Annotated in this window: 22 protein-coding genes and 1 pseudogene; 2 read left to right on the forward strand and 21 right to left on the reverse strand. The window is 64.1% G+C overall.

Annotated features, from left to right (window positions below; genetic code table 11):
• Positions 1-18: 18 nt before the first annotated feature.
• From BRA1253DRAFT_RS11705 to BRA1253DRAFT_RS11735, 7 genes are all read right to left on the reverse strand, one after another.
• Positions 19-1,563, reverse strand: coding sequence for an AMP-binding protein (locus tag BRA1253DRAFT_RS11705; protein ID WP_007594254.1), 1,545 nt, complete (start codon positions 1,561-1,563; stop codon positions 19-21).
• The gene (locus BRA1253DRAFT_RS11710; protein WP_007594256.1) at positions 1,556-2,074 is read right to left on the reverse strand and encodes a (2Fe-2S)-binding protein; all 519 of its coding nucleotides are present in this window, start codon (positions 2,072-2,074) and stop codon (positions 1,556-1,558) included. The genes BRA1253DRAFT_RS11705 and BRA1253DRAFT_RS11710 overlap by 8 nt, the downstream gene beginning before the upstream one ends.
• On the reverse strand, positions 2,071-2,886 hold the full coding sequence (locus tag BRA1253DRAFT_RS11715) for a xanthine dehydrogenase family protein subunit M (protein ID WP_007594258.1): 816 nt from the start codon (positions 2,884-2,886) through the stop codon (positions 2,071-2,073). Before BRA1253DRAFT_RS11715 ends, BRA1253DRAFT_RS11710 begins: the two co-directional genes overlap by 4 nt.
• Positions 2,883-5,894, reverse strand: coding sequence for a molybdopterin cofactor-binding domain-containing protein (locus tag BRA1253DRAFT_RS11720; protein ID WP_007594261.1), 3,012 nt, complete (start codon positions 5,892-5,894; stop codon positions 2,883-2,885). Before BRA1253DRAFT_RS11720 ends, BRA1253DRAFT_RS11715 begins: the two co-directional genes overlap by 4 nt.
• A 129-nt stretch (positions 5,895-6,023) precedes the next feature.
• Positions 6,024-6,863 carry an AraC family transcriptional regulator gene (locus tag BRA1253DRAFT_RS11725; RefSeq protein ID WP_007594264.1) on the reverse strand — a complete coding sequence of 280 codons (840 nt, stop codon included), beginning with the start codon at positions 6,861-6,863 and terminating at the stop codon, positions 6,024-6,026.
• 124 nt (positions 6,864-6,987) lie between these two features.
• Positions 6,988-8,409, reverse strand: a complete 1,422-nt coding sequence (locus tag BRA1253DRAFT_RS11730; RefSeq protein WP_007594265.1) for a UbiD family decarboxylase — start codon at positions 8,407-8,409, stop codon at positions 6,988-6,990.
• Between the two features lie 18 nt (positions 8,410-8,427).
• Positions 8,428-9,048: a UbiX family flavin prenyltransferase gene (locus tag BRA1253DRAFT_RS11735; RefSeq protein ID WP_007594267.1), complete on the reverse strand. Its 621-nt coding sequence runs from the start codon at positions 9,046-9,048 to the stop codon at positions 8,428-8,430.
• Positions 9,049-9,213: 165 nt separating this feature from the next.
• On the opposite strand from BRA1253DRAFT_RS11735, the gene BRA1253DRAFT_RS11740 reads away from it, so the two are divergent.
• Both BRA1253DRAFT_RS11740 and BRA1253DRAFT_RS11745 read left to right on the forward strand, forming a co-directional pair.
• A complete protein-coding gene (locus tag BRA1253DRAFT_RS11740) occupies positions 9,214-10,185 on the forward strand; it encodes a LysR family transcriptional regulator (protein ID WP_007594268.1) in 972 nt (323 codons plus the stop codon).
• A gap of 193 nt (positions 10,186-10,378) precedes the next feature.
• Positions 10,379-11,419, forward strand: a complete 1,041-nt coding sequence (locus tag BRA1253DRAFT_RS11745; RefSeq protein ID WP_007594269.1) for a tripartite tricarboxylate transporter substrate binding protein — start codon at positions 10,379-10,381, stop codon at positions 11,417-11,419.
• A gap of 159 nt (positions 11,420-11,578) precedes the next feature.
• Here the strand turns inward: BRA1253DRAFT_RS11745 and BRA1253DRAFT_RS45180 are convergent.
• The 14 genes and pseudogenes from BRA1253DRAFT_RS45180 to BRA1253DRAFT_RS11815 form a co-directional block, all read right to left on the reverse strand.
• Positions 11,579-11,729: pseudogene (locus tag BRA1253DRAFT_RS45180) on the reverse strand (acetyl-CoA C-acyltransferase); the annotation flags it as partial.
• Positions 11,730-11,796: 67 nt separating this feature from the next.
• Complete coding sequence (locus BRA1253DRAFT_RS11750; protein ID WP_007594270.1) at positions 11,797-12,495, reverse strand: SDR family NAD(P)-dependent oxidoreductase; 699 nt, start codon at positions 12,493-12,495, stop codon at positions 11,797-11,799.
• Positions 12,492-13,076 carry a 2-hydroxychromene-2-carboxylate isomerase gene (locus tag BRA1253DRAFT_RS11755; protein ID WP_007594271.1) on the reverse strand — a complete coding sequence of 195 codons (585 nt, stop codon included), beginning with the start codon at positions 13,074-13,076 and terminating at the stop codon, positions 12,492-12,494. Before BRA1253DRAFT_RS11755 ends, BRA1253DRAFT_RS11750 begins: the two co-directional genes overlap by 4 nt.
• A 70-nt stretch (positions 13,077-13,146) precedes the next feature.
• The gene (locus BRA1253DRAFT_RS11760; protein WP_007594272.1) at positions 13,147-13,935 is read right to left on the reverse strand and encodes a glutathione S-transferase family protein; all 789 of its coding nucleotides are present in this window, start codon (positions 13,933-13,935) and stop codon (positions 13,147-13,149) included.
• 396 nt (positions 13,936-14,331) lie between these two features.
• Positions 14,332-15,315 carry a molybdopterin-dependent oxidoreductase gene (locus BRA1253DRAFT_RS11770; protein WP_035995094.1) on the reverse strand — a complete coding sequence of 328 codons (984 nt, stop codon included), beginning with the start codon at positions 15,313-15,315 and terminating at the stop codon, positions 14,332-14,334.
• A gap of 83 nt (positions 15,316-15,398) precedes the next feature.
• Positions 15,399-16,292: a LysR family transcriptional regulator gene (locus tag BRA1253DRAFT_RS11775; protein WP_007594274.1), complete on the reverse strand. Its 894-nt coding sequence runs from the start codon at positions 16,290-16,292 to the stop codon at positions 15,399-15,401.
• A gap of 198 nt (positions 16,293-16,490) precedes the next feature.
• Positions 16,491-17,645: a CmpA/NrtA family ABC transporter substrate-binding protein gene (locus BRA1253DRAFT_RS11780; protein WP_245285897.1), complete on the reverse strand. Its 1,155-nt coding sequence runs from the start codon at positions 17,643-17,645 to the stop codon at positions 16,491-16,493.
• A gap of 209 nt (positions 17,646-17,854) precedes the next feature.
• Complete coding sequence (locus tag BRA1253DRAFT_RS11785) at positions 17,855-18,898, reverse strand: carbon-nitrogen hydrolase family protein (protein ID WP_007594277.1); 1,044 nt, start codon at positions 18,896-18,898, stop codon at positions 17,855-17,857.
• A gap of 35 nt (positions 18,899-18,933) precedes the next feature.
• A complete protein-coding gene (locus BRA1253DRAFT_RS11790) occupies positions 18,934-19,989 on the reverse strand; it encodes a phenylacetaldoxime dehydratase family protein (protein WP_007594278.1) in 1,056 nt (351 codons plus the stop codon).
• A 16-nt stretch (positions 19,990-20,005) separates the two neighbouring features.
• Positions 20,006-20,740 carry an ABC transporter ATP-binding protein gene (locus BRA1253DRAFT_RS11795; RefSeq protein ID WP_007594279.1) on the reverse strand — a complete coding sequence of 245 codons (735 nt, stop codon included), beginning with the start codon at positions 20,738-20,740 and terminating at the stop codon, positions 20,006-20,008.
• Positions 20,737-21,516 (reverse strand): ABC transporter ATP-binding protein, encoded by a 780-nt coding sequence (locus BRA1253DRAFT_RS11800; protein WP_007594280.1) that lies wholly within the window; start codon positions 21,514-21,516, stop codon positions 20,737-20,739. Before BRA1253DRAFT_RS11800 ends, BRA1253DRAFT_RS11795 begins: the two co-directional genes overlap by 4 nt.
• A complete protein-coding gene (locus tag BRA1253DRAFT_RS11805) occupies positions 21,513-22,721 on the reverse strand; it encodes a branched-chain amino acid ABC transporter permease (protein ID WP_007594281.1) in 1,209 nt (402 codons plus the stop codon). The genes BRA1253DRAFT_RS11800 and BRA1253DRAFT_RS11805 overlap by 4 nt, the downstream gene beginning before the upstream one ends.
• 1 nt (position 22,722) lies before the next feature.
• The gene (locus BRA1253DRAFT_RS11810; protein ID WP_007594282.1) at positions 22,723-23,643 is read right to left on the reverse strand and encodes a branched-chain amino acid ABC transporter permease; all 921 of its coding nucleotides are present in this window, start codon (positions 23,641-23,643) and stop codon (positions 22,723-22,725) included.
• Positions 23,644-23,712: 69 nt separating this feature from the next.
• Positions 23,713-24,879 (reverse strand): branched-chain amino acid ABC transporter substrate-binding protein, encoded by a 1,167-nt coding sequence (locus BRA1253DRAFT_RS11815; RefSeq protein ID WP_007594283.1) that lies wholly within the window; start codon positions 24,877-24,879, stop codon positions 23,713-23,715.
• Between the last annotated feature and the right edge of the window lie 8 nt (positions 24,880-24,887).

A 24,887-nucleotide genomic window follows, 5' to 3' on the forward strand; every position in this document is an offset into this window, starting at 1 on the left:
TCTGTTGATGATTGATGATCAGGCAGCGTCCGATGGCGGCAGGCGCTCGGCCTCGTATTCTCCGGCGACCAGCAGTCGCCGTAGCAGCTTGCCGACCGGCGATTTGGGAATGGCGTCGACGAAGACGTAGCGGCGGGGGCGCTTGAAATTGGCGAGCCCGGAGGTGCGGCAGAACTGCTCCAGCTCGACCTCGGACACGGAGCGGTTGCGCTTGACGAAGGCGGCGACGACCTTGCCCCATTTCTCATCGGCGACGCCGACCACAGCGACCTCGTCGACCGCCGGATGCAGCGACAGGCAGCTCTCGATCTCGACCGGCGAGACGTTCTCGCCGCCGGTGATGATCATGTCGTCGACGCGTCCGGTGACGAACAGATCACCGTCGGGATCGACGAAGCCGGTATCGCCGGTAAAATACCAGCCCTCGCGCAGCGATTTCGCATCCGCTTCCGGACGGCGCCAGTAGCCTTCGAACGCCTCGTCGCCGGCAAGCGTTGCGATGATCTCGCCCTCCTCGCCGACCGCGGCGAGGTCGGTGACTGAACGCGCGCCGATGCGCACGACCTTGACGTGCTGATTGAGCCCCGCCTTGCCGGCCGAGCCCGGTTTTGCCGGAGCGTTCTGGTCAATCGTAAAGGTGTAGATCTCTGAGCTGCCGTAGTGATTGACGAACAGCTCCGGCTTGAATGCGGCGTTCAGCTTTTTCAGGAGACCGTCGGTCATCGACGCGCCGGCAAAGCCGAGCTTGCGCACGCTCGACACATCGGTCGCGGCAAAGGCCTCGTGATGGACGAGGTTGTGGTAAAGCGTCGGCACCAGATACAGATTGGTGATCTCTTCCTTCTCGATCAGCGCCAGCGCCTGGCGGCTGTCGTAGCGCGGCAGACAGATGAAGGTGCCGCCGATCAGCGACATCGCCAGCAGCGAGCGGACGCCCATGGTGTGGTAGAGCGGCATCACGCCGAGGGTGCGCTCGCTGCGGCCGTAGAGATTTTGCGCGACATGGGCGATCGCAGCGGCCCGCTCGGCGCGATGCCGCCGCGGGACGCCTTTCGGCCGCGAGGTCGTGCCCGAGGTGTAGAGCATGATCGACCAGGCGTCGGCGCCGACACGCGGCTCGGCGTCCGGCGCGCGGTCCCCGAGCATGTCGGCGAAGCTCGCCACCTCACCTGTCCCCGGATCGACGGATATACGCAGCAGCCGGCCGGCAAGCGCCGAGCCTTGGACGGCTTCGGCGGAAATGTCCTGATAGAAAACCGCGCAGGCTTCGGCGTTCTCGATGCAGTAATCGAGCTCGTCAGCCTTGGCGCGCCAGTTGATCGGCGTGATCACGAGGCCTGCGAACTGGCAGGCCCAGTGCAGCGTCGCCGCCTCCCAGCGGTTCTGCAGCAGGGTGACGACGTGGTCGCCCGGCATGAGGCCAAGGCGATCGAAGGACGCCACCAGGGCAGAAATCTTGTCGTACCATTGCCGATAGGTCAGGCGCAGGTCGCCATCGACCAGCGCAATGGCGTGGGGATCGCGCGCCACGCTGGTTACGAAGCTGCAGGCGAGATCAAGCATCTGACGTCTCTTTTGTGGTTGAACGGAGCTCCGCAGCAGCTTCGAGCGCCGCCTGGATGATCGGGGTGTAGCCGGTGCAGCGGCACAGATGGCCGCTTAGGACATCGCGAATCGCCGCTTCGGTCGGCTTGGCGTTCTTGCTGAGGTAGTCGTCAAGCGACATCAAGATGCCGGCTGTGCAAAAGCCGCACTGGAGCGCGTGGTTGCGGCGGAACGCGCGCTGGAGCACGCCGAGCCGATCAGCCGACGGTGCAAGCCCTTCCACCGTTCTCAGATCGCAACCATCGACTTGCGCCGCGAGCGTGAGACAGGAGCGCGTGAGCATGCCGTCGACGACGATTGTGCAGGCTCCGCAGACGCCGTGCTCGCAGCCGACATGGGTGCCGGTCGCGCCCAACTGATGGCGCAGGAAATCCGAGAGCAGCATGCGCGGCTCGGCCTCGGCCTCGGCCGGCTTGCCGTTCAACGTGAAGCGGACAGGATGGCGGCTATCTGCCTTGAGGCGGATCATTGCAGTACCTCGCAGATCAAATCGCGGCCGATCATGCGGACGAGGTCACGGCGGTAACGCGCGGTCGCGTGGACGTCGTCACGCGCACCGAGCTCGTAGGCAAAGGCGTTGAGCGCGTCGTCGAGTGCAGTCCCATCGAGCCGCGGCCAGTCGCGCGCGGTCGGAACGTCAGCGACGCCGCCTACGGTGAGGCGCACGCCGCTCGGGGTCTTCATCGCCGCACAGGCGACGATGGCGAAATCGCCATGCCGGCGCGCGACCTCGCGGAAGGCGAAGCGGCGTTCGCGGACCACCGGAAGCGAGATGCCCTCGATCAGTTCGTCATCGGCTCGCGCGGTCAGCATCATGCCGGCGAAGAAGTCTTTTGCCGCCACCCGGCGCCGCCGCTTTGCGCTACGCAGATGCACCTCACCACCGAGCGCGACCAGGGTGAGCGGCATCTCAGCACTTGGATCGGCGTGCGCGAGCGAGCCGCAGATGGTGCCGCGGCTGCGGGTTTGCATGTGCCCGACCCAGGGCAGCGCCATCGCCACCAGCGGCAGCACCTCGGCCAGATCCGGCCAGGCCAGCAGATCGGCCTGGCGCACCCCGGCCCCAATCACGACGGCGTCCTTCTGCCGTTCGATCCTGCGAAGCTCCTTGAGACGCATGATGTCGATCAGGAGTTTTGGCTTGGCAAGGCGCATGTTCAGCATCGCCATCAGCGATTGGCCGCCGGCGAGCACGCGCGCATTGCCGGCCTCCTGCGCGAGCCCATCGAGGACGTCGCCAACTGTCTCGGCGCGGACATAGTCGAAAGCGGGCGGCTTCATCGGCGTCCCCCGAACAGGCTCGCGAGCTTTGCCAGCAGCGCGAACAGCGAGAAGCCGCCGCCCGATGCGCCGCCGCCACCGGCCTTGCGGGCGAGCGCGGTGAAGAACTGGCCAATGATCACGCGTGTCGCACCATCGAGCAGGCGCCCGCCGATGCTGGCGACCTTGCCGCCGATCGCGGCGTCATAGCTGTAGGTCAGCTTTGTCCCGCCCTTGCCATCGGGCGCAAGCGTGATGCGTCCCTCGGCGTTGCCAAAGCCAAGTGCACCTGTGGCCCCACCGCGCAGGGTCACCGCGCGCGGCGGATCGAGATCGAACAAATCGACGTCAGCGCGATAGCGCCCACTGACGGGGCCGATGCCGAGCGTGACGTCGGCACGGAAATGCGTGTCGGTGACCTTGTCGACGCGCTGGCAGCCGGGAATGACGGAATGCAACGTGTTCGGATCAAGCAGCATGGCCCAGACCTGCTCGGGCGCGCCCTTCACCGAGGCCTGCCCCTCGCCGCGTAGCCGCCGGTCGCCTTCGCGCACAGGCGCCGCGGTCGCGCCGCCTGCCGGAGGCGGCGGCTCGGCGCCACGCACCATCTCGGCGAGCCGTGCCGGCACCAGCGGCAGCGTGATGTCGGCAATGCCAAGCGCATCCGCGACCGCGTTGGCGATGCAAACCGGAGTCGACATGCAATTGCCTTCACCGACGCCTTTTGCGCCAAGCGGCGTGAACGGCGACGGCGTCTCCATGTGGATGATCTCAGGCTCCGGCACCTCGGTCGCGGTCGGCAGCAGATAGTCGGCGAGCGTTCCCGTCAGAAAGCTGCCGTCCTCGGCGTAGGCATATTCCTCGTAAAGCGCGGCGCCGAGCGCCTGGGCAAAACCGCCACGGATCTGGCCATCGACCATTCCGGGATGTAAAATCGTGCCGCAGTCGTGCATGGTAACGTAACGGTCGATCCGCGTCTCCAGCGTGGTGCGATCGATTTCGACACCGCAGAAATCGAAGATGAAACCGTGGCAGAGCGAGGAGTTGATGCGGTCGTCCTCGTCCGGCGGAGTCAGTTCCGGCGGCGTCCAGAACACGGTCTCGCGGATGGTCTGGCCTGCATCATCGGGCAGCGATCCGGGCGACCAATGGCTCAGCGCTGCGACGCGCGAGAACGCGATCCGGTTCTCCGGATTGTGTCTTGAGGCGACGAAGCCTTTTGCAAACACGATGTCCGAGGCTTCGACGTTGAGCTGGCTGGCCGCGATGCGGGCAAGACGGCCCGCAACGCGTTCGGCCGCGAGCTTCGCCGTGCCGGCCACGGCCGCAGCAAAGCGGCTGGCGTAATTGCCCGACGCAATCGACCAGGCGTCCTTTGCCGTGTCGATCTCGGTGTTGACGCGGATCTCCTTTGGCTGAAGGCCGAAGACATCGGCGACGACCTGCGACAGCACGGTGCGATGGCCCTGCCCCTGCGGCACCGACGCCACGTGAACGGTGACGCTGCCAACCGGATCGAGCCCGACGGTTGCGGTCGCCTGCGCGCCGTTCTTCGGGCCCGCCTTGCGGCGCTCGGCCGCCGTCAGCACGGTGGTGATGTAGCCCATGTTGGAGACGCTGGGTTCGACCACGGCGGTGAAGCCGATGCCGTAGAGGCCGCCACGCGCCCGCACCTCGACACGCTTCGCCCTAAGCTCCGCGAGCCTGCCCTGCTCGACCGCGCGCGCGATCGCTTCTTGATAGTCGCCGGAATCGAGCAGCGCGCCGGTCGCAGTACGATAGGGAAACGCGCCGGCATCGATCAGATTGCGCTTGATGACATCGAGCGGATCGAGGCCGAGCCCGATCGCGATTTGCTGCACCAGCCCTTCCAGCGCGAAATAGACCTGCGGTCCGCCGAAGCCGCGGTTGAGGCCGGTCGGCGTCTTGTTGGTGACGACGACGCGGTTGCGGATTTTGACGTGACGGATGTCGTAAGCGCCGGTCAGATCGCCGTGCATGCGGTAGAGCGTGGCCGGCTCAGGCGCGCGCAGATGCGCGCCGCAATCCTCGACCTGGTCCCAGTCGAGCGCGAGGATCTTTCCGTCGGCCGCAACCGCCGCGGCCAGCGTCGTTGCACGGTTGGTGGCCGACACCGATGCGGTGAGATGCTCGAGCCGGTCCTCGATCCACTTCACCGGCCGACCCGTGACGCGGGCGGCGGCGGCGATCAGCACGATATAGGGAAACACGCCCTGCTTGACGCCAAAACTGCCGCCGGAATCCGGCGGCGTGCGCAGCCGCAGCCGGTTGCCCGGCACTTTCAACGCGCGCGCGATCACGGTGTGGATGCTGAACGGGCCCTGGAAATTGGCGAGCACCTCGAAGGCGTCCTCGCCGGCATCATGCGAGGCGACGACGCCATAGGTCTCGATCGGCGTGCAGGAATTGCGGGGATAGCGGATGTCGATGGAGAAGCGATGCGGCGCATCCGCAAAGGCCTTTTCGGGGTCGCCGTAACGGAAGGCGCGGTCGCTGGCGAGATTGCCGGGAAAGCCGTCGTGAAGGACAGGCGCGCCTGAGACGAGCGTGCCGAGCGGATCAACGACGGCGCCGCGCGGGCGATACTCGACATTGATCAGCTCGGCCGCATCCTCGGCGCGGGCGCGGTCGGTGGCAACGATCACAGCCACGGGCTCGCCGACATAGCGCACCCGGTCGATCGCGATCGGCCAGCACTCGACCGGCGCCTTCACGCCGACAACGAGGGTTGTTGTGACCGCCTTGACCTGCTCGCCGGTCAGGACCGCGGCAACGCCCGGCAGGCGTTTTGCGGCTTCAATGTCGATCGAGAGGATATCGGCATGCGCGTGCGGCGAGCGCAGGATCGCCGCGTGCAGCGTGCCGGGCTGTACGCCGAGATCGTCGATGAAGCGGCCGCGGCCGCTGAGCAGCGCAGCGTCCTCGACGCGCTCGATCGAACGCCCGACCCACGGCCTGTCGCCAATTTGATCGACTGAATTTGCGGATTGAACCGCAGCCTGCACCATGTCCCGGCATACCTCCCGACGCGCTCTTTGACGCGACGGTGACGTTTGTCAGGACAGGGGGCGCGGCGGCCATACCGCCCGCTCTCACGACTTACCAAATCGTCTCATTCGAGAGCGTGCAGCGCAATATCAGCCGGCAAGACGCGAGACGTTGCGAAACTCGCGCGGGCTGACGCCGGCATGATCGCGGAAGAAGCGCGTGAAATGCGCCGGCTCCGGAAAGCCGAAACGCTCGCTGAGCTCACCGAGCGGCGTCTCCTCGCGCATCACCGCATCGAGCGCGCGCTCCATGCGGACGACGTTGAGATAGAGTTTTGGCGAGACGCCGAGCGAGGTTTCGAACAGGCGGAAGAATTGCGCTCGCGACAGGCCGGCGCCCTTCACGAACTGATCGACGTTGGCATAGGAATCGTGCGTCCGCATCGCGTCCATCGCGCGGCGAATGCGCCAGTCGCAGCTCACTGCACTCATGCCGCGGATCGAGACCGGAAAGCTGCGCCACGGCGTGAAGCGCTCGATCACCGCGATCATGAGGTCCGACAGCGTCTGCTCGTGAGTCCGCACCGCATCCGGATTCGCCATCATTTCGGACGCCAAATGCAGTGTGAGCTGGCGGATGCGCGGTGACACCTCGCCTGACGGCCGCTCGAAAAAGCCCGGCGCGCCGCTCGCGGCCCAGCCGGGGCGGAACTCCTTCAGCCATTCCGGCTCGATATAGAGCGCCATGATGAGCGTGCGCGGACGGTTGGCGTCGTGCACATAGGCATGCGGCTTCCAGCCGTCGACCAGCACGGCGGCGGTGTCCGTCAGCGGCGTGACCCGGTCGCCCACCAGGAACTGCGTGTCGGCGCCCTCGACCTTGAGCAGGACGTGGCAATGATGATGGGCGTGGCGGACCAGCGAACGATCCATGTCGAGCAGAGCGACCCTGCCGAAAGCGCCATGAGCAATGCGCAGGGCCGTCGACATCAGTTCCTTCCTCCCGGCATTGCGCCGCAAAATGGTTGCCTTGTTGGCGCGGCACTATAAGCAGCGTCAGCTACATATTCCAATCGCGCAAACCGACGCAAGTTGCTTCCAAGCGGTAACCCGCTCATGTCCCCGCCTCCGCAAGCAGCCGCGCGATCGCGACGCCGGGGTCGGCCTGCAAGGCGGTGGCCAGATCGACCTCCTCCTCGCCCTTGACACGGATGCGCTTGAAGGCGAGCTCGGGCGCACTGACCGGCGCGGTCGCATCCAGGCCCATCTTGGCGCTGATGCCGTTGTCGGTGGTCGGATCGAGTTTCGAGCCGAGCGCGCCGGCGACGACCATGAGATCGCGGTCGGCCTGGAAGCGCGTCGCCACCGCCCATTCGATCTCCTCGGACGAGGAGATGTCGACATCCTTGTCGACCACGACCACCTGCTTGATGTCGTAGTGGGCGCCGAAAGCGCACATCATGATGTTCTTCGGCTCGCCATCATTGGTCTTATCGACTCTGATCGCGAGGTGATAGCGGCAGGTGCCGCCGCGCGTGAGGCGGACGTCGATCACGTTCGGAAAACTGCGGCGCAGATGCTGGAGCAGCGTCGCCTCGCGCGGCACGCCGCCGAGGATCAGATGCTCAAAACCGCCGCCGACGATGGTGTGGAAGATCGGCGCCTTGCGATGCGTGATGGCATCGACCTCGATCACCTCGCGATTGGCGCGCGGACCGTAATATTGGGGGAATTCGCCGAACGGCCCCTCCGGCTCGCGCACGCCTTGCAGAATGCGGCCCTCGATCACGATCTCCGCATGAGCGGGCACGCGGACCGAATTGGTGCGGCATTTGACGACGTCCACGGGAGAGCCGAGCAGCGCACCGGCAATCGCCATCTCGTCCTCGTCGAGCGCGGCGATCGCTTGCGAGGCCAGCAGCAGCGCCGGATGCGCGCCGATGACGATCGCGATCTCCAGCGCCTGTCCCAACTCTTCCGCCATGCGATAATAGGAGAACGTGTGCCGCGGCAACAGCAGCACGCCGATGTGGTTCTTGCCGGAGATCTGGCAGCGGTGGATCGAGACGTTCTGCACGCCCGTCTTGGGATTGCGGGCGATCAGCAGGCCGGCCGTGATGTAGGGGCCGCTGTCGCGCTCGTTGTGCTTGGGCACCGGAAGCTGGCGCAGCAGATCGACCTCGTCGTGCACGACCTCCTGCACCGGCCCACTCGCGACCTCATGCGTCGGCAACGGGTTACTCGCGGCGGCCAGGAACCGCGGCAATAACTGGTCCTCGGTGACGCCGATGGATTCGGCGACCCAGTCACGGCCGGCGAAGAGATTGGCGACGACAGGAATCTCGTGCCCGTCGGGACGCGGAAACAGCACCGCGCTATCGCGCTCCAGCCGCTTGGCGATCGCGGCGAGTTCGTCAGCCAGCCCAATGCCCTCGCGGGCAATGGCGAGCCTGCCGCGTTCGGCGAGGTAGGCGAGCCAGGTGCGCAGATCGGCGGGCGAGCTCACACCCTTGCTCGCAACATTTTCCATTCGCATACGGGTCTTTCCTTAAGGTCAGGGCGCGATCTTGCGCAGCGACGGCGAGCGACGCTTGAGCGCTTCGTCCTCGCCCCAGCGGCGCACCACGCCGATATCGATGTCGAACAGGTCGAGCACGCGGCCGACGGTGTGCTCGACCATGTCGTCGAGGTTTTCAGGCTTGGCGTAGAAGGCCGGCACAGGCGGCGCGATGATCGCGCCCATCTCTGAGAGCGCCGTCATTGTCCTGAGATGCCCGGTGTGCAGCGGCGTCTCGCGCACCATCAGTACCAGGCGCCGGCGCTCCTTCAGCACCACATCGGCGGCGCGAGTGAGCAGGGTCGTGGTCACGCCCGAGGCGATTTCAGACATCGAGCGCATCGAGCACGGCGCCACGATCATCCCTGCGGTGCGGAACGAGCCGCTCGAAATCGCCGAGGCCATGTCGTCGATCGCATGGTTGACATTGGCGAGCGCCCTTACCTCCGCGATCTTCAAATCGGTCTCATAGGCAAAGGTCAGCTCGGCCGTCTTCGACATCACCAGATGAGTCTCGACGCCGGCATTGCGCAGCAGCTGCAGCAGGCGCACGCCATAGGTGACGCCCGAGGCGCCGGAAATGCCGATGATCATCCGCTTGGGCGTTGCGTCCTGCATATTTGTGGTTTCGCTCCCTGAGCTCCGCGCCACGCGGGTCCGCCGTGAGACTAGGCAATCGCAATCATCATCACAAATAATGATTGATTATATCATTCATCATTTGCGATGATGGTTCGGGTGCAAGACCGGCGAAGGAAGGACGGGTCCGTGGAACTCAGGCAGATGCAATATTTCCTGTGCCTGGCCGAGGAGAAGAACGTCACCCGGGCCGCGCGCCAGCTCAACATCGTGCAGCCGGCGCTGAGCATGCAGATCGCCAAGCTCGAAGCCGAGCTCGGCCAAAAACTGTTCGATCGCAGCGTCCAGGGCATGACGCTGACCAGCGCCGGTGAAGCGCTGGTGCGGCTGACAGCGCCGATCGTGCGCGATGCCGAATATGCGCGGCAGGAGATGGCCCAGCTCGGCGGCCGCATCTCGGGCCGCGTCTCGGTCGGCCTCATCACCTCGGTGGCGCAGAGCACCATGGCCAGTTCGTCGGCGACGGTCGCCAGCCGCTATCCCGAGATCACGCTGTCCGCCTGCGAGGGCTATACCGAGACGCTGGTCGACTGGGTCAACACCGGCCAGCTCGATTTCGCGCTGATCAACGTGCCGCGGCGGAAGACGCCGCTGGCCGCACATCACATCATGGACGAGGAGATGGTTTTTGCTTGCAGGAGGGAGAATCCGACCAAGCCGCATGCCAAATTACGCTTCGACCACATCGCGAATTTCGATCTCGTGCTGCCCTCGAAGCGCCACGGCCTTCGGCTGATCCTTGACGAGCATGCCGCCTCCGTCGGCATCGACCTGCGGCCGCGGCTGGAGCTCGACACTCTGCCCGCCCTGTGCGACGTCATTGCCACCACCGATTTCGCGACCGTGCTGCCGACCATCGCACTCCGGCAATCGCTGGCGAGCGGCACCATCCGGGCGCATCGCTTCGATGAGCAGAGGATCGTGCGCTCGATTGCCTGGGTGCATCATCCACGACGAGCGGTGTCCGTCGCGGCGAAGGCCGTACTCGATGTCATCAGCCAAGACCTTGCGCAGGCCGCCGCCGTGGCGAGAGAGTTTGTCGAGCCCGCCTCGGGCGGCGCGAGCTCGTCCTCCCGCAAAGAGCGCAGGAAGCCACGGCGGAAAACGATCTCCTGAATGCAGAATCTCTACGCGGACAAGAAATGAGACGGGTTGGTAAGTTTTGAGACCGGCCGGCATGATGGCTGCATCAAGCCGCTAACTACGGTCCAGGCGCAGAAAATCGCGACCTGGCGCTGATCCCGACGACTCTTGTCCCGGACGATCTCAGGGCTCGCAGACAAGACACAGTCGGGAGATTCAGTCCGAGATGGCAAGGTTCGGTCGCAGCAAGATCACGGGCATTACGGCGCGGCACGCTGAGGGGTTTCACCCTGACCGCAGGTCCTTGCTGTCGCTCGGCGCAGGCGCGGCTCTCGCCGCAACCGGGCTGGTTCCTGCGCAAGCGCAAGACTATCGTGCCCGGCCGATCCAGGTGCTCGTGCCCTTTGCCGGCGGCAGCGCCAGCGATGTAATCACGCGCATCCTGCTCAACCGCATGGGCTCGTCACTCGGGCAGGTCTTTGTGGTCGACAACCGCCCGGGCGCCGGCGGCAATATCGGCACCGCGGCCGCAGCGCATGCGGCACCGGACGGCTACACGTTGCTGATGAGCACCTCCGGCCCATTGGCCGCGAACAGATCGCTGTACAAGGAGCTCCCCTACGATCCGATCAAGGATCTCGCGCCCATCGGCTTGTTCGCGACACTGCCGAACGTCATCGTGATCAATTCGAGGCTGCCGCCGAAATCGCTGCACGAGCTGATCGACTATGCCAAGGCGCATCCTCGGGAGCTGAACTACGGGACGGTCGGTGTAGGCTCGTCGCAGCACCTGGCGGGCGCCTATTTCGAGCAGCTCACGGGCACCGAGCTAACTCACGTTCCCTACCGCAACATTTCCAACTATACGCCGGACTTCATCTCCGGCCAGGTGCCGCTCGGATTCCAACTTCTGCCCAACGTGATCGGCCTGATCAGGAACGGCGATGCGCGGGCGCTCGCGGTCGCCAGCAGCAAACGCATGACTGCGCTACCCGCCATCCCGACGGCTGCCGAGGCAGGCCTTCCGGACTACGAGAGCTCTGCCTGGCTTGCCCTGCTCGCGCCGGCTAACACAAACAAGGCCGTGATCGACAAGCTGTATGCCGCTGTGGTGGAGGCCGAGAATGATCCCAAGGTGCGCACGCTCCTCGTCGAGCAAGGCGCCGAACCGCTTGTCCTCGGCCCGGAAGAACTCAGAAACTTCATGGCGTCGGAAACTGCCAAATGGGCCGCGATCATCAGAGAGATCGGAATTGAACCGATGTGAATGCGGCAGTTGAAACGGCCTGGGGCGCCATCGCTACTCCTGCACGTTGCAGCCCTCGATGAGCTCGCCGAACATCTTCCACCGCTCGCCCTCGTCCCGCATCGCCTCCAGTAAAAGACCCTGCCGCGGCGTGGCCTTTCCATAGCGCAGGCGTCGCGACGTGATCGAGCCGCCTTTGACGTTCAGCTTGTTCGGGTCAGTGCCAGCTTGTCGCGGCGGTAGATCACGTGGACAGCATAGGATTCATTCAGCTCCGAGAGATCGACGTCATCGATTTTCAGGCCTACCGCTTCAGAAGACGCGGGATCGCAGCAGCGGTAGTGCCTGCACCTGGCGGTCTGGTTTCCGTCGACCGCAATCGAGCTGAACGCCTCCGATCACCAGGACTCGCGGAAGGGCCGCACCTCCGTCAGGAACGACCAGGCCGAACGCGGCTGGTGGGTGACGTGCCAGACCTCTTCGGCGATGTCGGATGGCTTGATGAAAAAATCATCCGGCTTGTCCGGGAATCGCGCGCGGGCCCAATGAACGTCGATGACGGCGTCGATCATCATGAAGGATGCGTGCACGCCCCGCGGTCCCATTTCGCGGGCAATGGCCTCGGTCAGGATTCGCTGCGCCGCCTTGGTTGGCGCGAAGCCGGCAAAGCCGGCCTTGCCGCGGAAGGCCGAGGTGTTGCCCGTGACCAGCAAGGCGCCGCCCCCTGCGGCCTCCATCCGCGGCGCCGCCCACCGGGCCAGATGCAGCAGGGCCATGACATTGATCTGGAAATTCCGCTGGAGGACTGCCGGCTCGATGTCGAGGAAGTTGCCAAAGGCCCCGCCCACGGCGTTGTGGATCACCACCTTGGGGGCGCCGGCACGTTGCTCGATGCCTTCGAGGGCGGCCGCAAGCGCGACAGGGTCGGCCACATCGCAGGGGACAGCAAAGGCGTTCGGAAGCTCGTTCTCGAGATCTGCCAAGCGTTCGGCCGTACGCGCCAGCATGGCGACCTTGTAGCCGCCGTCGTGGAACCGCCGGACCATGGCTGAGCCGGTGCCCGGCCCGACGCCGGTGATGATGGCGAGCGGCATCATGCGGCGCGCGCCAGGCGATCTTGCACGAACTGCAAGCGGTCATTGCCGAAGAACATCTCGTCCCCCACGAACATGGTCGGCGAGCCGAACACGCCGCGCGCCGCCGCCTCTGCGGTCGCCTCCTCCAAAAGAACGTGCGCAGCCGGCTCGTCCATCCGACTTTCAAGCGCCTTGGCGTCGAGACCCTCGGCGCCCAGCAGGGCCGCGACCTCGGTCGCCGTCGCCAACGGCGCCGGAACCGACCAGAACGCGTTGAAGATGGCCTTCACCGCCACGGGCATAGCGCCCAACTGCCCCGCCACGAGCGTGGCGCGCAACAGCCGGCCGGCGTCCAACTCCGAAGCCTGGGGGTGCCGATTGAGCGGTACCCCATAATGGATCGACCATCGCGAGACGTCGGTCCACACGTAGCGGCCCTTGTTTGCGCTGGTGATGCTGGTCGGCACGTTCCCCACTAGCTTCATCAGGGCCGCGATCTCGAATGGACGGAATACGATTTCGACGTCCATCTGCCGGAGCTGGGACAGCGCCAGGAAGGTGTAGGGGCTGCGATAGTCGAAATAGAAATCAAGCGTTCTCATTTGGAGCTCCTTTGACGCAAGCGTCGTTCTGCATGATGTTGATCATCTGGCAGCCATCGGCGGATGCGCGCTATGCTGCGAGTTTGGCGAGATAAGGCCCAAACTCTGGCGCGAACGCCGGATTAGCCGCAAGGCGGTCGAAGTGTGCCATGGCGCGGGGAAACCGCTCCCGGGCGATGTCCAGGAACGGCGCCTTGCCGAGCGTCCTCAGGGCTTCGCGACGGTCCAGTTCATTGTGGAACAGGGCCAGTTCGCAGGCGAAGCAGATGTCGGCCAGGCTCACCCCCTCGCCGACCAGGGCTTGGCGCGCAGGCCGCAGGGCCCGGTCGATCCCCGCCATGTAGGTCGTGAAAGCTTCGTCGGCGCGAGCGTGGACATCCGCGGCAAGTTCGGAGCCTTGCATGGCGAGCAGGTAGATCTGCGCGTCGCGGCCGAACACCAGACTGACATCCAGAAAGCTGTCAATCCGCGAGGCCTCGAATGGATCGTGGCCATATAGACCGCTCCGCTCCGCCTGGCGGGCGACCGCGCGCATGATGCTGTTGGACTCGAAAATGCCGACTTGTCCGTCCCCGCTGAAACCCGCGGGGACCGTCCCGAACGGCTGGGCCGCAAGGAAGGCGTCGGTCTTGTAGAGCTTGCGGCCCTTGAACCCGATGCGGCCCACCCGCTCCGCGGCTGAGCGTTCCTCTGCGGACACTTCGCTCAGCGGGTGAGCGTCAAAATCCCAAAGCCAGTCCACGAGTTCTGCGCCCGCGGCGCCCCGCACCTCCAACGCGACGCCGCCGATGCGCGCGGCGATGACCGCCTTCCAAACACGAGGATTGGGCAAGTAGGAAAAGATCCGCACCTCGGCCATAGTGCTGTCTCCGCGGTGCGCCGCTAAGCCGGTAGCGCAGTTATTCGTGCATTGGGCCGTGGAGCTGGACATGCTTGAGCCCTTATTCGACATGTTGAGGGGGACCAGCATGCGCGGAACGCCTGCTCGACGAAGAGGGCCGAAGCGGCCAAGGGGGGAGGCAGGAGCGGCCACGCTGATGGCGCCGTTTGGCCAGAGGTATCCCTTAGCGCACCTGACGCGGTTGCAAATAAGCGCCGTGCCCCCCATCGGCTTCCAACATTGAACCCACACGTGATGGGCATTCCGGTGATGGTTCAAGGAATTGGGCGGTGTTGGGCGGGGTCAACCTTCGGCGCCGATCGGGGGTCAATCCGTACGCCGAATAACATGCGGCGACGCGAAGCGTCATAGGTCTCATACGACCGTGAAAGGAACGCGATAGAGAGCATTTCTCTTTCCGTCGTCCGGCTGATTCTCGCCGGAACGGGAGGTCGCGCGGGAAACGATGCTTTGTTGTCCCGCCGCCACCTCGAAGTCGCACATGAATTGCGTCCACGAATGGCCGGTAGGCTTTTCGACGGCGCAGGCCTTCCAGGAAAGCCCCTCATCCAGGCTGATCTTCACGCCGGCCACGCCGCCATCCGCCCACGCCCAGCCTGATACCCGAACGACTGCCTCCCGCTCGAGCGAAGTCCCGGGCACAGGCCACACGATCACCGATTGCGGGGCGATGTTCCAGACCGGGCGCGTCACGCCTTCGGCGACGACATCGTTGTACCATCGTGTCGTAAAGGGACCAGGAGCGCGCTCTTTGCGAAGCTCGATCCTCCGGAGCCACTTCACGCTGTTGGTCCCATAGAATCCCGGTACGACCAGCCGCAGCGGATGACCGTGCTCCGGTAACAGAGGCTCGCCGTTCATTTCGTAGGCCAGGAGGACGTCGGCCCCCACGCGCGAGCGAGGGAGATCCTTCGTGTAGTGCCCGCAATCCGCGCCGCCGAACTCACCCGCGTCCGCACCGATGGACCAGACAAAGGCAGCCTCCGGGTCCGGTTCGACACGTTGGAGGACATCGTCCAGACGCACGCCGCCCCATGTCACGTTGCAAACACGCTGCGTCGGCTTGTCCGGAGCCAACGGGCTTCCCGCGCATTGGTGCACTGAGGCGACGGTTACCTTCGGCATCCGCTTGAGATCCCGCACGGTGACGCGCATTGGGCGGCCGATCATGCCGGCGATCTCGATCTCCCACGCATCACCGTCGCTCACCTCCAAGACGCCCAGGTGGCAGAGAACGATGCAATCCTTCGTCGGCGTCGTCCGCTCGATCAGCTTGTGGGGTTCGGACGGGATCCGCGCGAAGAAGCCTTTGACCTTATATTCGAACGCTTCAGACATCCAATGTTTCCGTAGCAACTGCGCGATGGAGCCGACGCCGGCCGATGACCAGCCGAGAAGGAGCGGCCGCATGGACGAGAAAACTAGAACTCGTTGAGGTAGGCGTTGTCCCGCTCGAAGATGCGCGATAGGTGACGGCTCACGGTCCGAACGCGCGCCAGGAACTGCAGGTCCTCGTGAACCGAGTGGAAGACGTCCCGATAGACCTTCACCTGATCGGGAAGCACCGGGATCAGCCTGGGATCGGTCTTCGCAGAGAACAAGGGCAGCAAACCGATGCCGGCTCCCGCAGCGATGGCCTGCTGCTGCGCGTGCATGCTCGACGATCTGAAAACCACGTTGGTGGGATCCAGCACGTCGAGCAACCAGTGAACGGGCTGGATCGCGATCAGATCCTCCACATAGTCCACGAAGGTATGGGCCGCCAGTCCGTCCCGGTCCCTCGGCGCGCCGCGCTGGGCGAGGTAGGCTTGACTGGCGTAGAGCGCTAGACGGAACGATCCGAGCTTCTTGACCTCGAGTTTCGCTCCCGCGGGATGCACGAAGCTGATAAAGATGTCCGCTTCGCGCTTGGTGAGGCTGATGATGTGCCGTTCGGTCACCAGTTCGACAGTAATGCCGGGACTTTGAACCGCGAGCTCGGCGAAGCGCTGAGCAAGAAAAAAGGCTCCGATACCCTCCATCGTCACGACACGGACCCGGCCCGCTGCTGTCGCATTGTCCGCCCCCATCGCCGGCTCGACGGCCGAGGCCTCCTGTTCGATGCGTTCGGCGATGTCGAACAGACGATGTCCCCGCTCCGTCAGCACGAAGCCGTCCCGGTTGCGATCGAAGAGCTTGACGGCAAGATCCTTTTCGAGCTCCGCGATCCGGCGGCTTACCGTCGTATGATCGACCTTCAACCGGCGGGCGACCGGCGCCAGCCGCCCCTGTCGGGCAAGTTCCAGAAAGAATACGAGATCATTCCAGTCGAACAATGCGGCCGCCCGTGCCTCGATCCACTCGAATAGGCGTCCCGACAAAATGCGGGCCAGCCGACGATATCGACATCCTAGCCTCCCGTCACCCGGCGGCCAACAGCGCCAAGGCAGCTTCGGAGACCGTCGTTTCGGCAATCTCCGCGTTCAAAATGCCTTCATGAAGCGTTCTGCTGTCCTTCGCGAATGGCCTTAAACTCATGTCTTCTGCAGCGTCGCCAGGTATTCCTCCGGCTTCGCGGAGTCGAACTCGCGACCGAAAATCCGCTCCTTGCCGAACACGATCGGCGGAGGCTCGACACCGTCCTCCTTGAGGATCCGCGCCGCGTCGGTCGCCAGCATCACCTTCTCCGCGAGAGCCTTGTAGTCAATGTCCTCCTTGAGCATCTTCCATCGCTTCAACTGCGTCATCAGCCAGACCGCGGCCGAGTATTGCGGAAATGGCCGATAATCGACGCGCTTCGGATCCTCCTTGATCGCTCCCAACCCGTCCGCGTACCGCCCCGTGATGACCTGGTCGATGACGACTTCGGGCGCGTTCAGGTACTGCGGCTGCGACAGGACCTTCGCCATTCCAACCCGGTTTCGGTCGTCGGAGACGTGAAGGCTGGCCGCAACAATCGCCCGGTAGAAGGCCATGAAGGTGTTCGGGTTCTGCGTTATCCAGCTTTCCGCCGCCGATACCGCGCAGCACGGGTGCCCGTCCCATATTTCGCGCGAAATGAGGTGGATGAAGCCTGCCCCCTCGAACACGGCCCGCTGCCCGCCCGGCTCGCCGCCGAAGAAACCATCGATGCTGCCGACCCGCAGATTCGAAACGTATTCCGTGGGCGGCACAACTCGATATTTGACGTCGTTGTCGGGATCCAGTCCGTGGGCGGCGAGATAATTGCGCAACTGCAAGGCCTGATGGCTCTGGTCGAAGGGAATGGCAAACGTCATTCCTTTCCAATTCTTCGGATCGCGATTGTCCCGGTGTTTCATCGCGAGGACGAGCGAGTTGCCGTTCTGGTTCAGAATGGTCAGGATCTTGATGGATTGCTGGTTGCCACCGAGACCTGCCGTCATCGTCAATGGCACCGGCATGACCTGTTGCGAGACATCGAGCTCGCCGTTCAACATCTTGTCCCTGATCAGGGCGATGCCGGCGATCTTTTGCAGCGAGACCTCGAGACCTTCCTTGGCGTAGGAACCGATCTGCTCGCCGTAGATCAGCGGCGCCGCGCAGGTGATGGCCAGGAAGCCGACGTTGAGTTTCGTCTTTTCAAGCGGTTTCCTTTCCTGCGCCATCGCTTGCAGGGTCGATAACGGCAGGATGCTGCCGAGGGCACCGAGAAGGGTCGCGGCGCCCACCGATTTCAGAAGCTGCCGTCGCAGAACAGGCTCCGGAAACAAGGCGTGAAGGAGCGACCGCTCGATGCCGTCCGCTACCGCCTGTTCGATCGTTGTCCGGGACGCATCGGCCGGGGCACAGCAGAAACAGCCTCGGATCCGGGAGAGTCGATCGCGAAATCTATTGCTCAATAGGGCCTCCTCTCGTCGCGATCCATCCGTATGGAGGATCAGTTCACGGGCTGAATATCGGGGGATGTCTGAAGACGTTCACCCATCTCGATCGCGCCCATCTCGGTTGGCGTATCGACGAAGGTCGCCGGCATCAGACGCTTTCGGCTGACGGTCAGATCGAAGACGTCGAACCGGTTGTAGTAGCCGACCACGTCGTGAAACTGCTTAGGTTCGATGCAGCGGCGCAGATCGAATTCGGCATATGCGATGCCCTCCTCGTCCTGCAGCGTGTCTCCCAGGGTTTCGCCAGTCGGATCGACGAAGAAGCTCACCGCGCGGGGCGTCGCGTCGATCACGTCCGCAGCGGTCGAATCCCGATCTATGAGGAAGTCGCGCAACGCCTTGTCCATGTAGCCGGCAGTGACGATGCCGAACGCCTTCGCCTCGAACGAGTGCGCGCTGGCGCGGATGCGATTGGCGGCGACGTTGTTGAAGTTTCCTCCGCCTTTGGGCCGTCGGGTCGGCCACATGGGTGGCCAACTCGAAATGTGGACCTGCTCGGCCTGAGCCATCAGGGTGTACCTGGCGAGAGGGTTGGTGTTTTCCCCACAGATGAGGTTTCCGACGCGCCCGACCGGGGTATCGACGACCCGTAGACCTTCGCCGTCGCCGGCGGCCCATACGAGCTTTTCGTAGAAGGTCGGCACCAGCTTCCGGTGATGATTGAGCACGTTTCCGTCGGGGCCGATGATGATGTTGCTGTTCCAGATCAGCCCCACGCTGACCGGCGAGCTCTCGCTGATCCCGATCGAGACGGTGACTCCGAGCGTGCGTGCCTCGTTCCGGATGGCGGCAATCTCGGGACCGTTTGCGGCGACGGACTGCTCGGCCATGCGCACGAACAGATCGTGGTTGTCGATCGGCGCCCAGAGAGCGGCCCAGACAGGGAAAGCGGGAATGTAGGTTTCCGGGAACGCGATCAGTTGCGCTCCAGCCTTCGCGGCCTCGCGGATGATCGAAACGGCTTTCGCCGTAGTGGCCGCCCTATCGAGAAACACGGGAGCGGCATGGACCGCGGCGACCTTGACCGGTGAAGACATGACTTTTTCTCGTTTCCATTGGTATGTCGTGAATGTCAGGCGGACAGCTTCTCGCCATCGAAGTAGCTCGAGAGACCCGTCCCCGGCGTGCAGTTCACGTACTCGAAGACGTTCCCCTGCTTCGGAATGACGAACACCTCGTGCCACGTCCGCAACTGATTGGCCTTACCGTACTTGCGGTAGCGCGCGATCGCCGCCGAAAAGATCGCTTCGTGCGACGCGTGATGCTCGGCCCAGTTCTCCATGTGCTTGAGCGACAGGAAGTAGCCCAGCGCGTGCGTCTCGAGCACGGCTTGCCCGGCGACGTCGCAGGTCTGCTGAAAACGTAGCGAAGCGCACCCCGTGGCCGTGGGGCTCTCCTTGAGGAAATCCATACCGCGCAGAAGAGGCGCGCGCAGCTCGCGCATATAGTCCTCCGTCTGGGACGGATCGCAGCGCCCCCAGAAGGCCGCCGATCGAATGATGGCGAGATTTTCCGGCGTGACGATGCGCCAGCGAGCCCCCTTCGTCGCCCGCGCCTTCGGAGCCGGCAGATCGGGCATCGGCGACTCCAGCTTGTCGGCCGCAGCCAGCGGAATGCGGTCTCGCATCGCGCCGTAGTAGCCGCAGTAAGGCGTCGGATAGATCGCGACTTCCTTGGAACGCATCAGCCCGGCAGGGTAGTCCAGCCAATAGATGCTCTCCTGCCGGTCGACCGGAACGGTGATACTCTCGCGGAAATAGCCGGTCGGTTCGGCCAGGCGCGCGTCGTCGTCCCACCAGGATTTCACATGGGGGTCGGCCAACCAGTCGTCGCGCTTCTGCCGGTCGACCCAATATGCGGCCACGATATGGGTGTACAGGCCGTTCTGATCGACGAACCACGCGTGATCGTGGACGGTCGGGCCGTTGCGCAGGACGAGGGCCGCTTCGATCCACCGGAAGAACGGCGATGCATGCACGTCCTCCGCCGACCTTCCGTGAACGCCATGGAAAGCGACGCAGATTTCGTCGCAGCCGTTCACGAACGCGGTCGACCAGCGCTGAACGACCGGTTCAAACCCCTTTGGCTTTCGCAGCGGATTGACCCGCTCGTAGATCTGGATGGTCATGTCCCTGCTCTCTCCCTTAATGGACGCCGAAATACGCTCTGTGCAGTTCTGGGTTCTGCATCAGCGTTTCGGCATCTCCCTCGGCCATTACCTGGCCTTGAACGAGTACGTAGCCGTAGTCCGCCACCCGTAGCGTCTGCCGGACGTTCTGCTCGACCAGCAGGATCGAAAGCCCAGCGGCCTTGAGCCTCTTCACGATCGCGAACACCTCCGACACGAACAGCGGCGAGAGGCCGAGAGACGGCTCGTCGAATACGATCAGTTCCGGGTCCGTCATCAGGCCGCGGGCTATCGACAGCATCGAGCGCTCTCCGCCGGACAAAGTGCCAGCGAGCTGGCCGGATCTTTCCCTGAGCCTCGGAAACGTCTCGAAGAGCTCCTCCATCCGGGCTGCGACGCGCGCATTGTCACGGATGAGCAGTCCGCCAACTTTGAGATTTTCCGACACCGTCATCTTCGGAAGGACGCGGTTGCCCTCCGGCACGGTCGCGATTCCGAGGGCGGCGATCCGATGGGTCGGCATGCGCGCGATCGCATCGCCTCCGAAATAGATCTCGCCTTTCCGCGCCCGGTTGAGGCCGAGGATCGTCCGGATGAGCGTGCTCTTGCCGGCTCCGTTGGCCCCGAGGATGCACGTAACCTGACCGGGCTTCGCCTCCACGGTCACGTTCTTCAGGACGTCGGCCTTGTCGTAGCCTGCGGTGACGCCGATGATCGACAGCTTGCGGGAGCTCTCGGAAGCGGTCCTCATGCGTCTTCTCCCAGATAGGCCGTCTGCACGTCCCGGTCCGCCAACAGCGCGTCGAACGACCCTTCGAAGATCTTGCGGCCGAAATTCAGGACGACGCAGCGGTCGGATACCCTGCGGATCACGTCCATCTCGTGCTCGACCAGAACCACGGCGAGTTCCGGAAGCTCGGCGCGGAACGCCAGAAGATCGCCCATCAGTTGCCGGGTCTCGTCGTGGGTCATGCCGGCCGACGGTTCGTCCAGCAACAGCACGCGCGGCTTGGCTATCAGAGCCCTGCATATCTCGATGCGCCGCCGGTCGATCATCGTGAACGAGCCGGCGGGCTGGAACAGGCGGTCCGCGATCACAGGATTGAAGCGGTGAGCGAGCGACCGGACCTCGCGGATCGAGGCGTCGACTTCGGCCCCCCAGCGTCCACGGCGGAAGATGTTCGTCGTCAGACCGAGATCGAGAGACGTGAGTTTGCCGACCACGATGTTGTCGAACGCGCTCTGTTCGAGCATGAGGCGGGACCGCTGGAATGTCCGGACGATGCCCGCCTGCCCGATCGTCTGGGGCGATTTGGCGAAGAGATCGAGGTCTCCCAAACGGACGGTTCCGGCAGTCGGGCGATAGAGACCCGTGACGACGTTGAAGAACGTCGTCTTTCCGGAGCCGTTGGGTCCGACGAGACCTACGGTTTCGCCGTAGTCGAGTGTAAAATCGAGACGATCCAGCGCGACGAGGCCGTCGAAACGCATCGTCAGTCCCGTGCAGGCAAGCAGAGCTCCGGTCACAGCCCCTCCTCCCGACCCGCGGAAAAGCGGGAAAAGTCGCGGAGCGGCCGCGGGAGAATGCCGAGCGGTCTGAAGAGCAGGATGCAGAGCACCAGCACGGCAAAAATGAGCAGGCGATACTCCTGGATCGCCTGCAGCTTCTCGGGCAGGACGATGATGATGCAGGCGGCGACGACCGCGCCCCACATGTTTCCCAACCCGCCGAGCACGACGATCGACAGCATCAGGAGCGATTCGCCCAGACCCGCTCCGTTCGGGGTGACGAAGCCGTTCATCATGCCGTAGACGGCACCGGCGACACCCACGATGGCATTGCCCAGGATGAACGCGACGGCCTTCCAGCGCACGATCGAAAGCCCGAACACCGATGCGGCCGTTTCGTCGCTGCGGACGGCGTCCAGCGCGACCCCGATCCAGGAAGCCTCGAGGCGCTTGGCGAAGGTGAACGCAAGCGCGAACAGGACGATAGCGAGAATCGCATAAGGAAAGTAGAACGACACCTCCCACGAGCCGATCGATGTTGTCCGGCTGAAGTCGAAGCCCCAGACCGAAAAGCCCTTGATCTTCATTCCCTGCGGTCCCCCGAGGGTGTCGTTCACTTCGAGGAGGGTGCGGAGGAGCAGCCCGAACGCCATGGTCACCAGCGCCGCGTAATGTCCGCGCGTGCGAAGGACGGGAAGCAGCAGGACGAGGCCCAGCGCGCCGGTGACCAGACCGCTGATCGCCAGGATCGCCAAATGAGGCAGGCCTGGATATGTCGTGAGCACCGCGGCCGCGTACGATCCGATCACGAAGAAGGCGGCCCCGGCGAAATTGACGATGCCGGCGAACGCGAGCTGGATGTTCAGACCAACGCATGCCGTCGCGAACAGAGCGACCGTCGACAGCATCAAGAGCGTATAGTGCTCTCCTCTGAAGACAACGGCGATCGTCAAGGCGCCGATCATCGCGACCGTATTGCCGAACCCGCTGAAATCGCCGCAGATCGCCGCGATCTCCCTACCCGCCGCCGATTTGTCGGCGAGCGCGAAAACGACCAGGAATGCGGCCAGCATGCCGAGCACCTGCGCCTGCGATTCCGAATGGATCACAAGCGCTCCACCTCCGAGAAGAAGCAGCACGGTGAAGGCCGCGACCGCGCGCGGGAAACGCTGAAGCCGCATCATCAGGGACAGGGATGGCGCAGGCGCCGGTATACTGCTCATCCTACACCCGCTCGCTTCTGCGCTCGGCGATCAGGCCGGTGGGAAACAACCCGATCAGCACAATCACGGCGGCGAAGGCGATTACATCCTTGTAGGCGCTCGAGAACGGCAGCGCCACGACCACCAGCGTCTGCACGCTGGCGAACAGGAAGCCGCCGATGATCGGTCCGAGCAGACTTCCGAGTCCCCCAACGACGGCGGAAGCGAATCCGATGACACCGAGAAGAAGTCCCATGTTGAAGTTGATCTCCCGGTAGTATAGCCCGAGCATGCAGCCAGCGAAGGCCGCAAGCGCGGAACCGAGGGCGAACGTGCCGAGGACGACCCGCTGGAAATCGACGCCCGCAAGCCGGGCCACTTCGCCGTCCTGCGCCACGGCGCGGATGGCCAATCCCATCCGGGACCGCGAAATCAGAAGATGCGTCGCGAATACCAGCGCCAGTCCCGCACACAGGATGATGACGCTGTCGAAACCAACGCTGAAGGAGCCGAGCCGGATCGATCCGGCAGGTAGCAACGCCGGGAATGGCTTCGGATTGCCGCCGTTGGGAACGCCCAGTCGGATCGCCTCGCGAAGCACGGTACCCGCCATGAGCGTCGCGAGCAGCACGTTGACCGCGGGTGCCTGGCGCAGCGGCAGGATGAGGAAGCGGCCTATCAACGCTCCGACCAGACTACCGATGGCGATGGCCGCGGCGATGCCCGTCCCCAGCGCGACGAGCGGGGGAAGTGCGACCAGTCCGCCGACGAGCCCGATAGCGCCGAGGCTGGAAAACGCCCCGACCGTTACGACGTCGCCGTGGGAAAACTTGATGACGTCGAGCACGCCGAAGAACAGCGAGAAGCCGACGGCGATCATCGCGTAGATGACGCCCAACATCACGCCGTTGAACAGCTGCTGCGCCAGTATTCCGAAGTCCATCGCACGATTCCGATGTTCGTGAGGGCGATGGCCGCCGCGCAGCCTGTGCGCGCGGCGGCCGTCCGATCGTCAGTCCTTTGCGAGCTTCTTTTTGCCGGCCGCGTAGTCGCTATCCGGCCAATAGACCCACTTCCCGCCCTGCGCGACGTAGACGTTTGCGCTCATGATGTTCTGACGGTGGTCGTCGAAGTTGATCTCACCGACGAGCGCCTTGTAGCCCTTCGTTCCGTTCAGTTCGGCCTTCACCTTCTTGCGGTCCGGGCCGACCTTTTCGATCGCGTCCATGATCAGGTTCGCGGCCGAGTAGGCAAACGGCCCGTAGGCATCCGGATCTTCGCGGAAACCGGCTTTGGTGTACGCCTCTTGGAAGGCCTGCCCCTCGGCATACTTGCTCAGCGGTGCACCATTGTGGAAGGAGATCGTCCCTTCGCTCGCCGCACCGGCGCCCTCAATGTAGCCTGCCGTCATGATGCCGGAGACGCCTGCGAACTGGGCCTGAACGCCCACGCGATCCATCTGCGACCGCAGGCGGACGCCGAGCGGCGTCAAGCCGCCAACCAAGATCACATCGGGCTTCAGTTCCTTGATCTTGGTGAGTTCTGCGGTGAAGTCTTGCTGGTCCGGGCTCACAGGAAAAGTCGCCAGGATCTCGCCGCCCGTCGGCTTCAGATACTCGGAGAAATACTTGAACTGGCCTTTACCGTAGTCCGTGGTGTCGTGAATCATGACGAACTTCTTGTAGCCCTGCTTGGTCAGGAATTCCGCGGCCAGCTTGCCCTCGTTGATCATCGTGCCGTTGACGCGATGGACCTCCTTGTAGTCGTTGCCATAGGTGATCTCGGGCAGGATCGCTCCCCAGACGACAACCGGCAGACCGAAGCGCGAATAGGTGTCGACGGTCGCGATGCCGACGGCGGAGCAGTAATGGGTCACGCCGGCGACGATCGAATTGTCGGACGCCGCCTTGGTCGCGACTTGGATGCCGACATTGGGCTTGCACTCGTCGTCGTAGGTGACGAGCTCGTAGGTGTACTTCGCGTTCGCGTCCGCATTCCTCTGCTGCACCGCCAATGTCGCTGAATTCCGTCCGCCGAGGCCCGGTGCAGAATTGCCGCCCGACAACGGGCCTATGAAGGCGATCTTGACGGTATCCTTTGCCGCTGCCGGAACGGATGCCCAACCGCTCAGTAAAACCGCGCTGCCCAGAACAGAAAGAATTCTTCGCTTTGTGATCATGTCGCCTC

Origin of the sequence: Bradyrhizobium sp. WSM1253 (genome assembly GCF_000244935.1) — a bacterium.
GTDB classification, from domain to species: domain Bacteria; phylum Pseudomonadota; class Alphaproteobacteria; order Rhizobiales; family Xanthobacteraceae; genus Bradyrhizobium; species Bradyrhizobium canariense.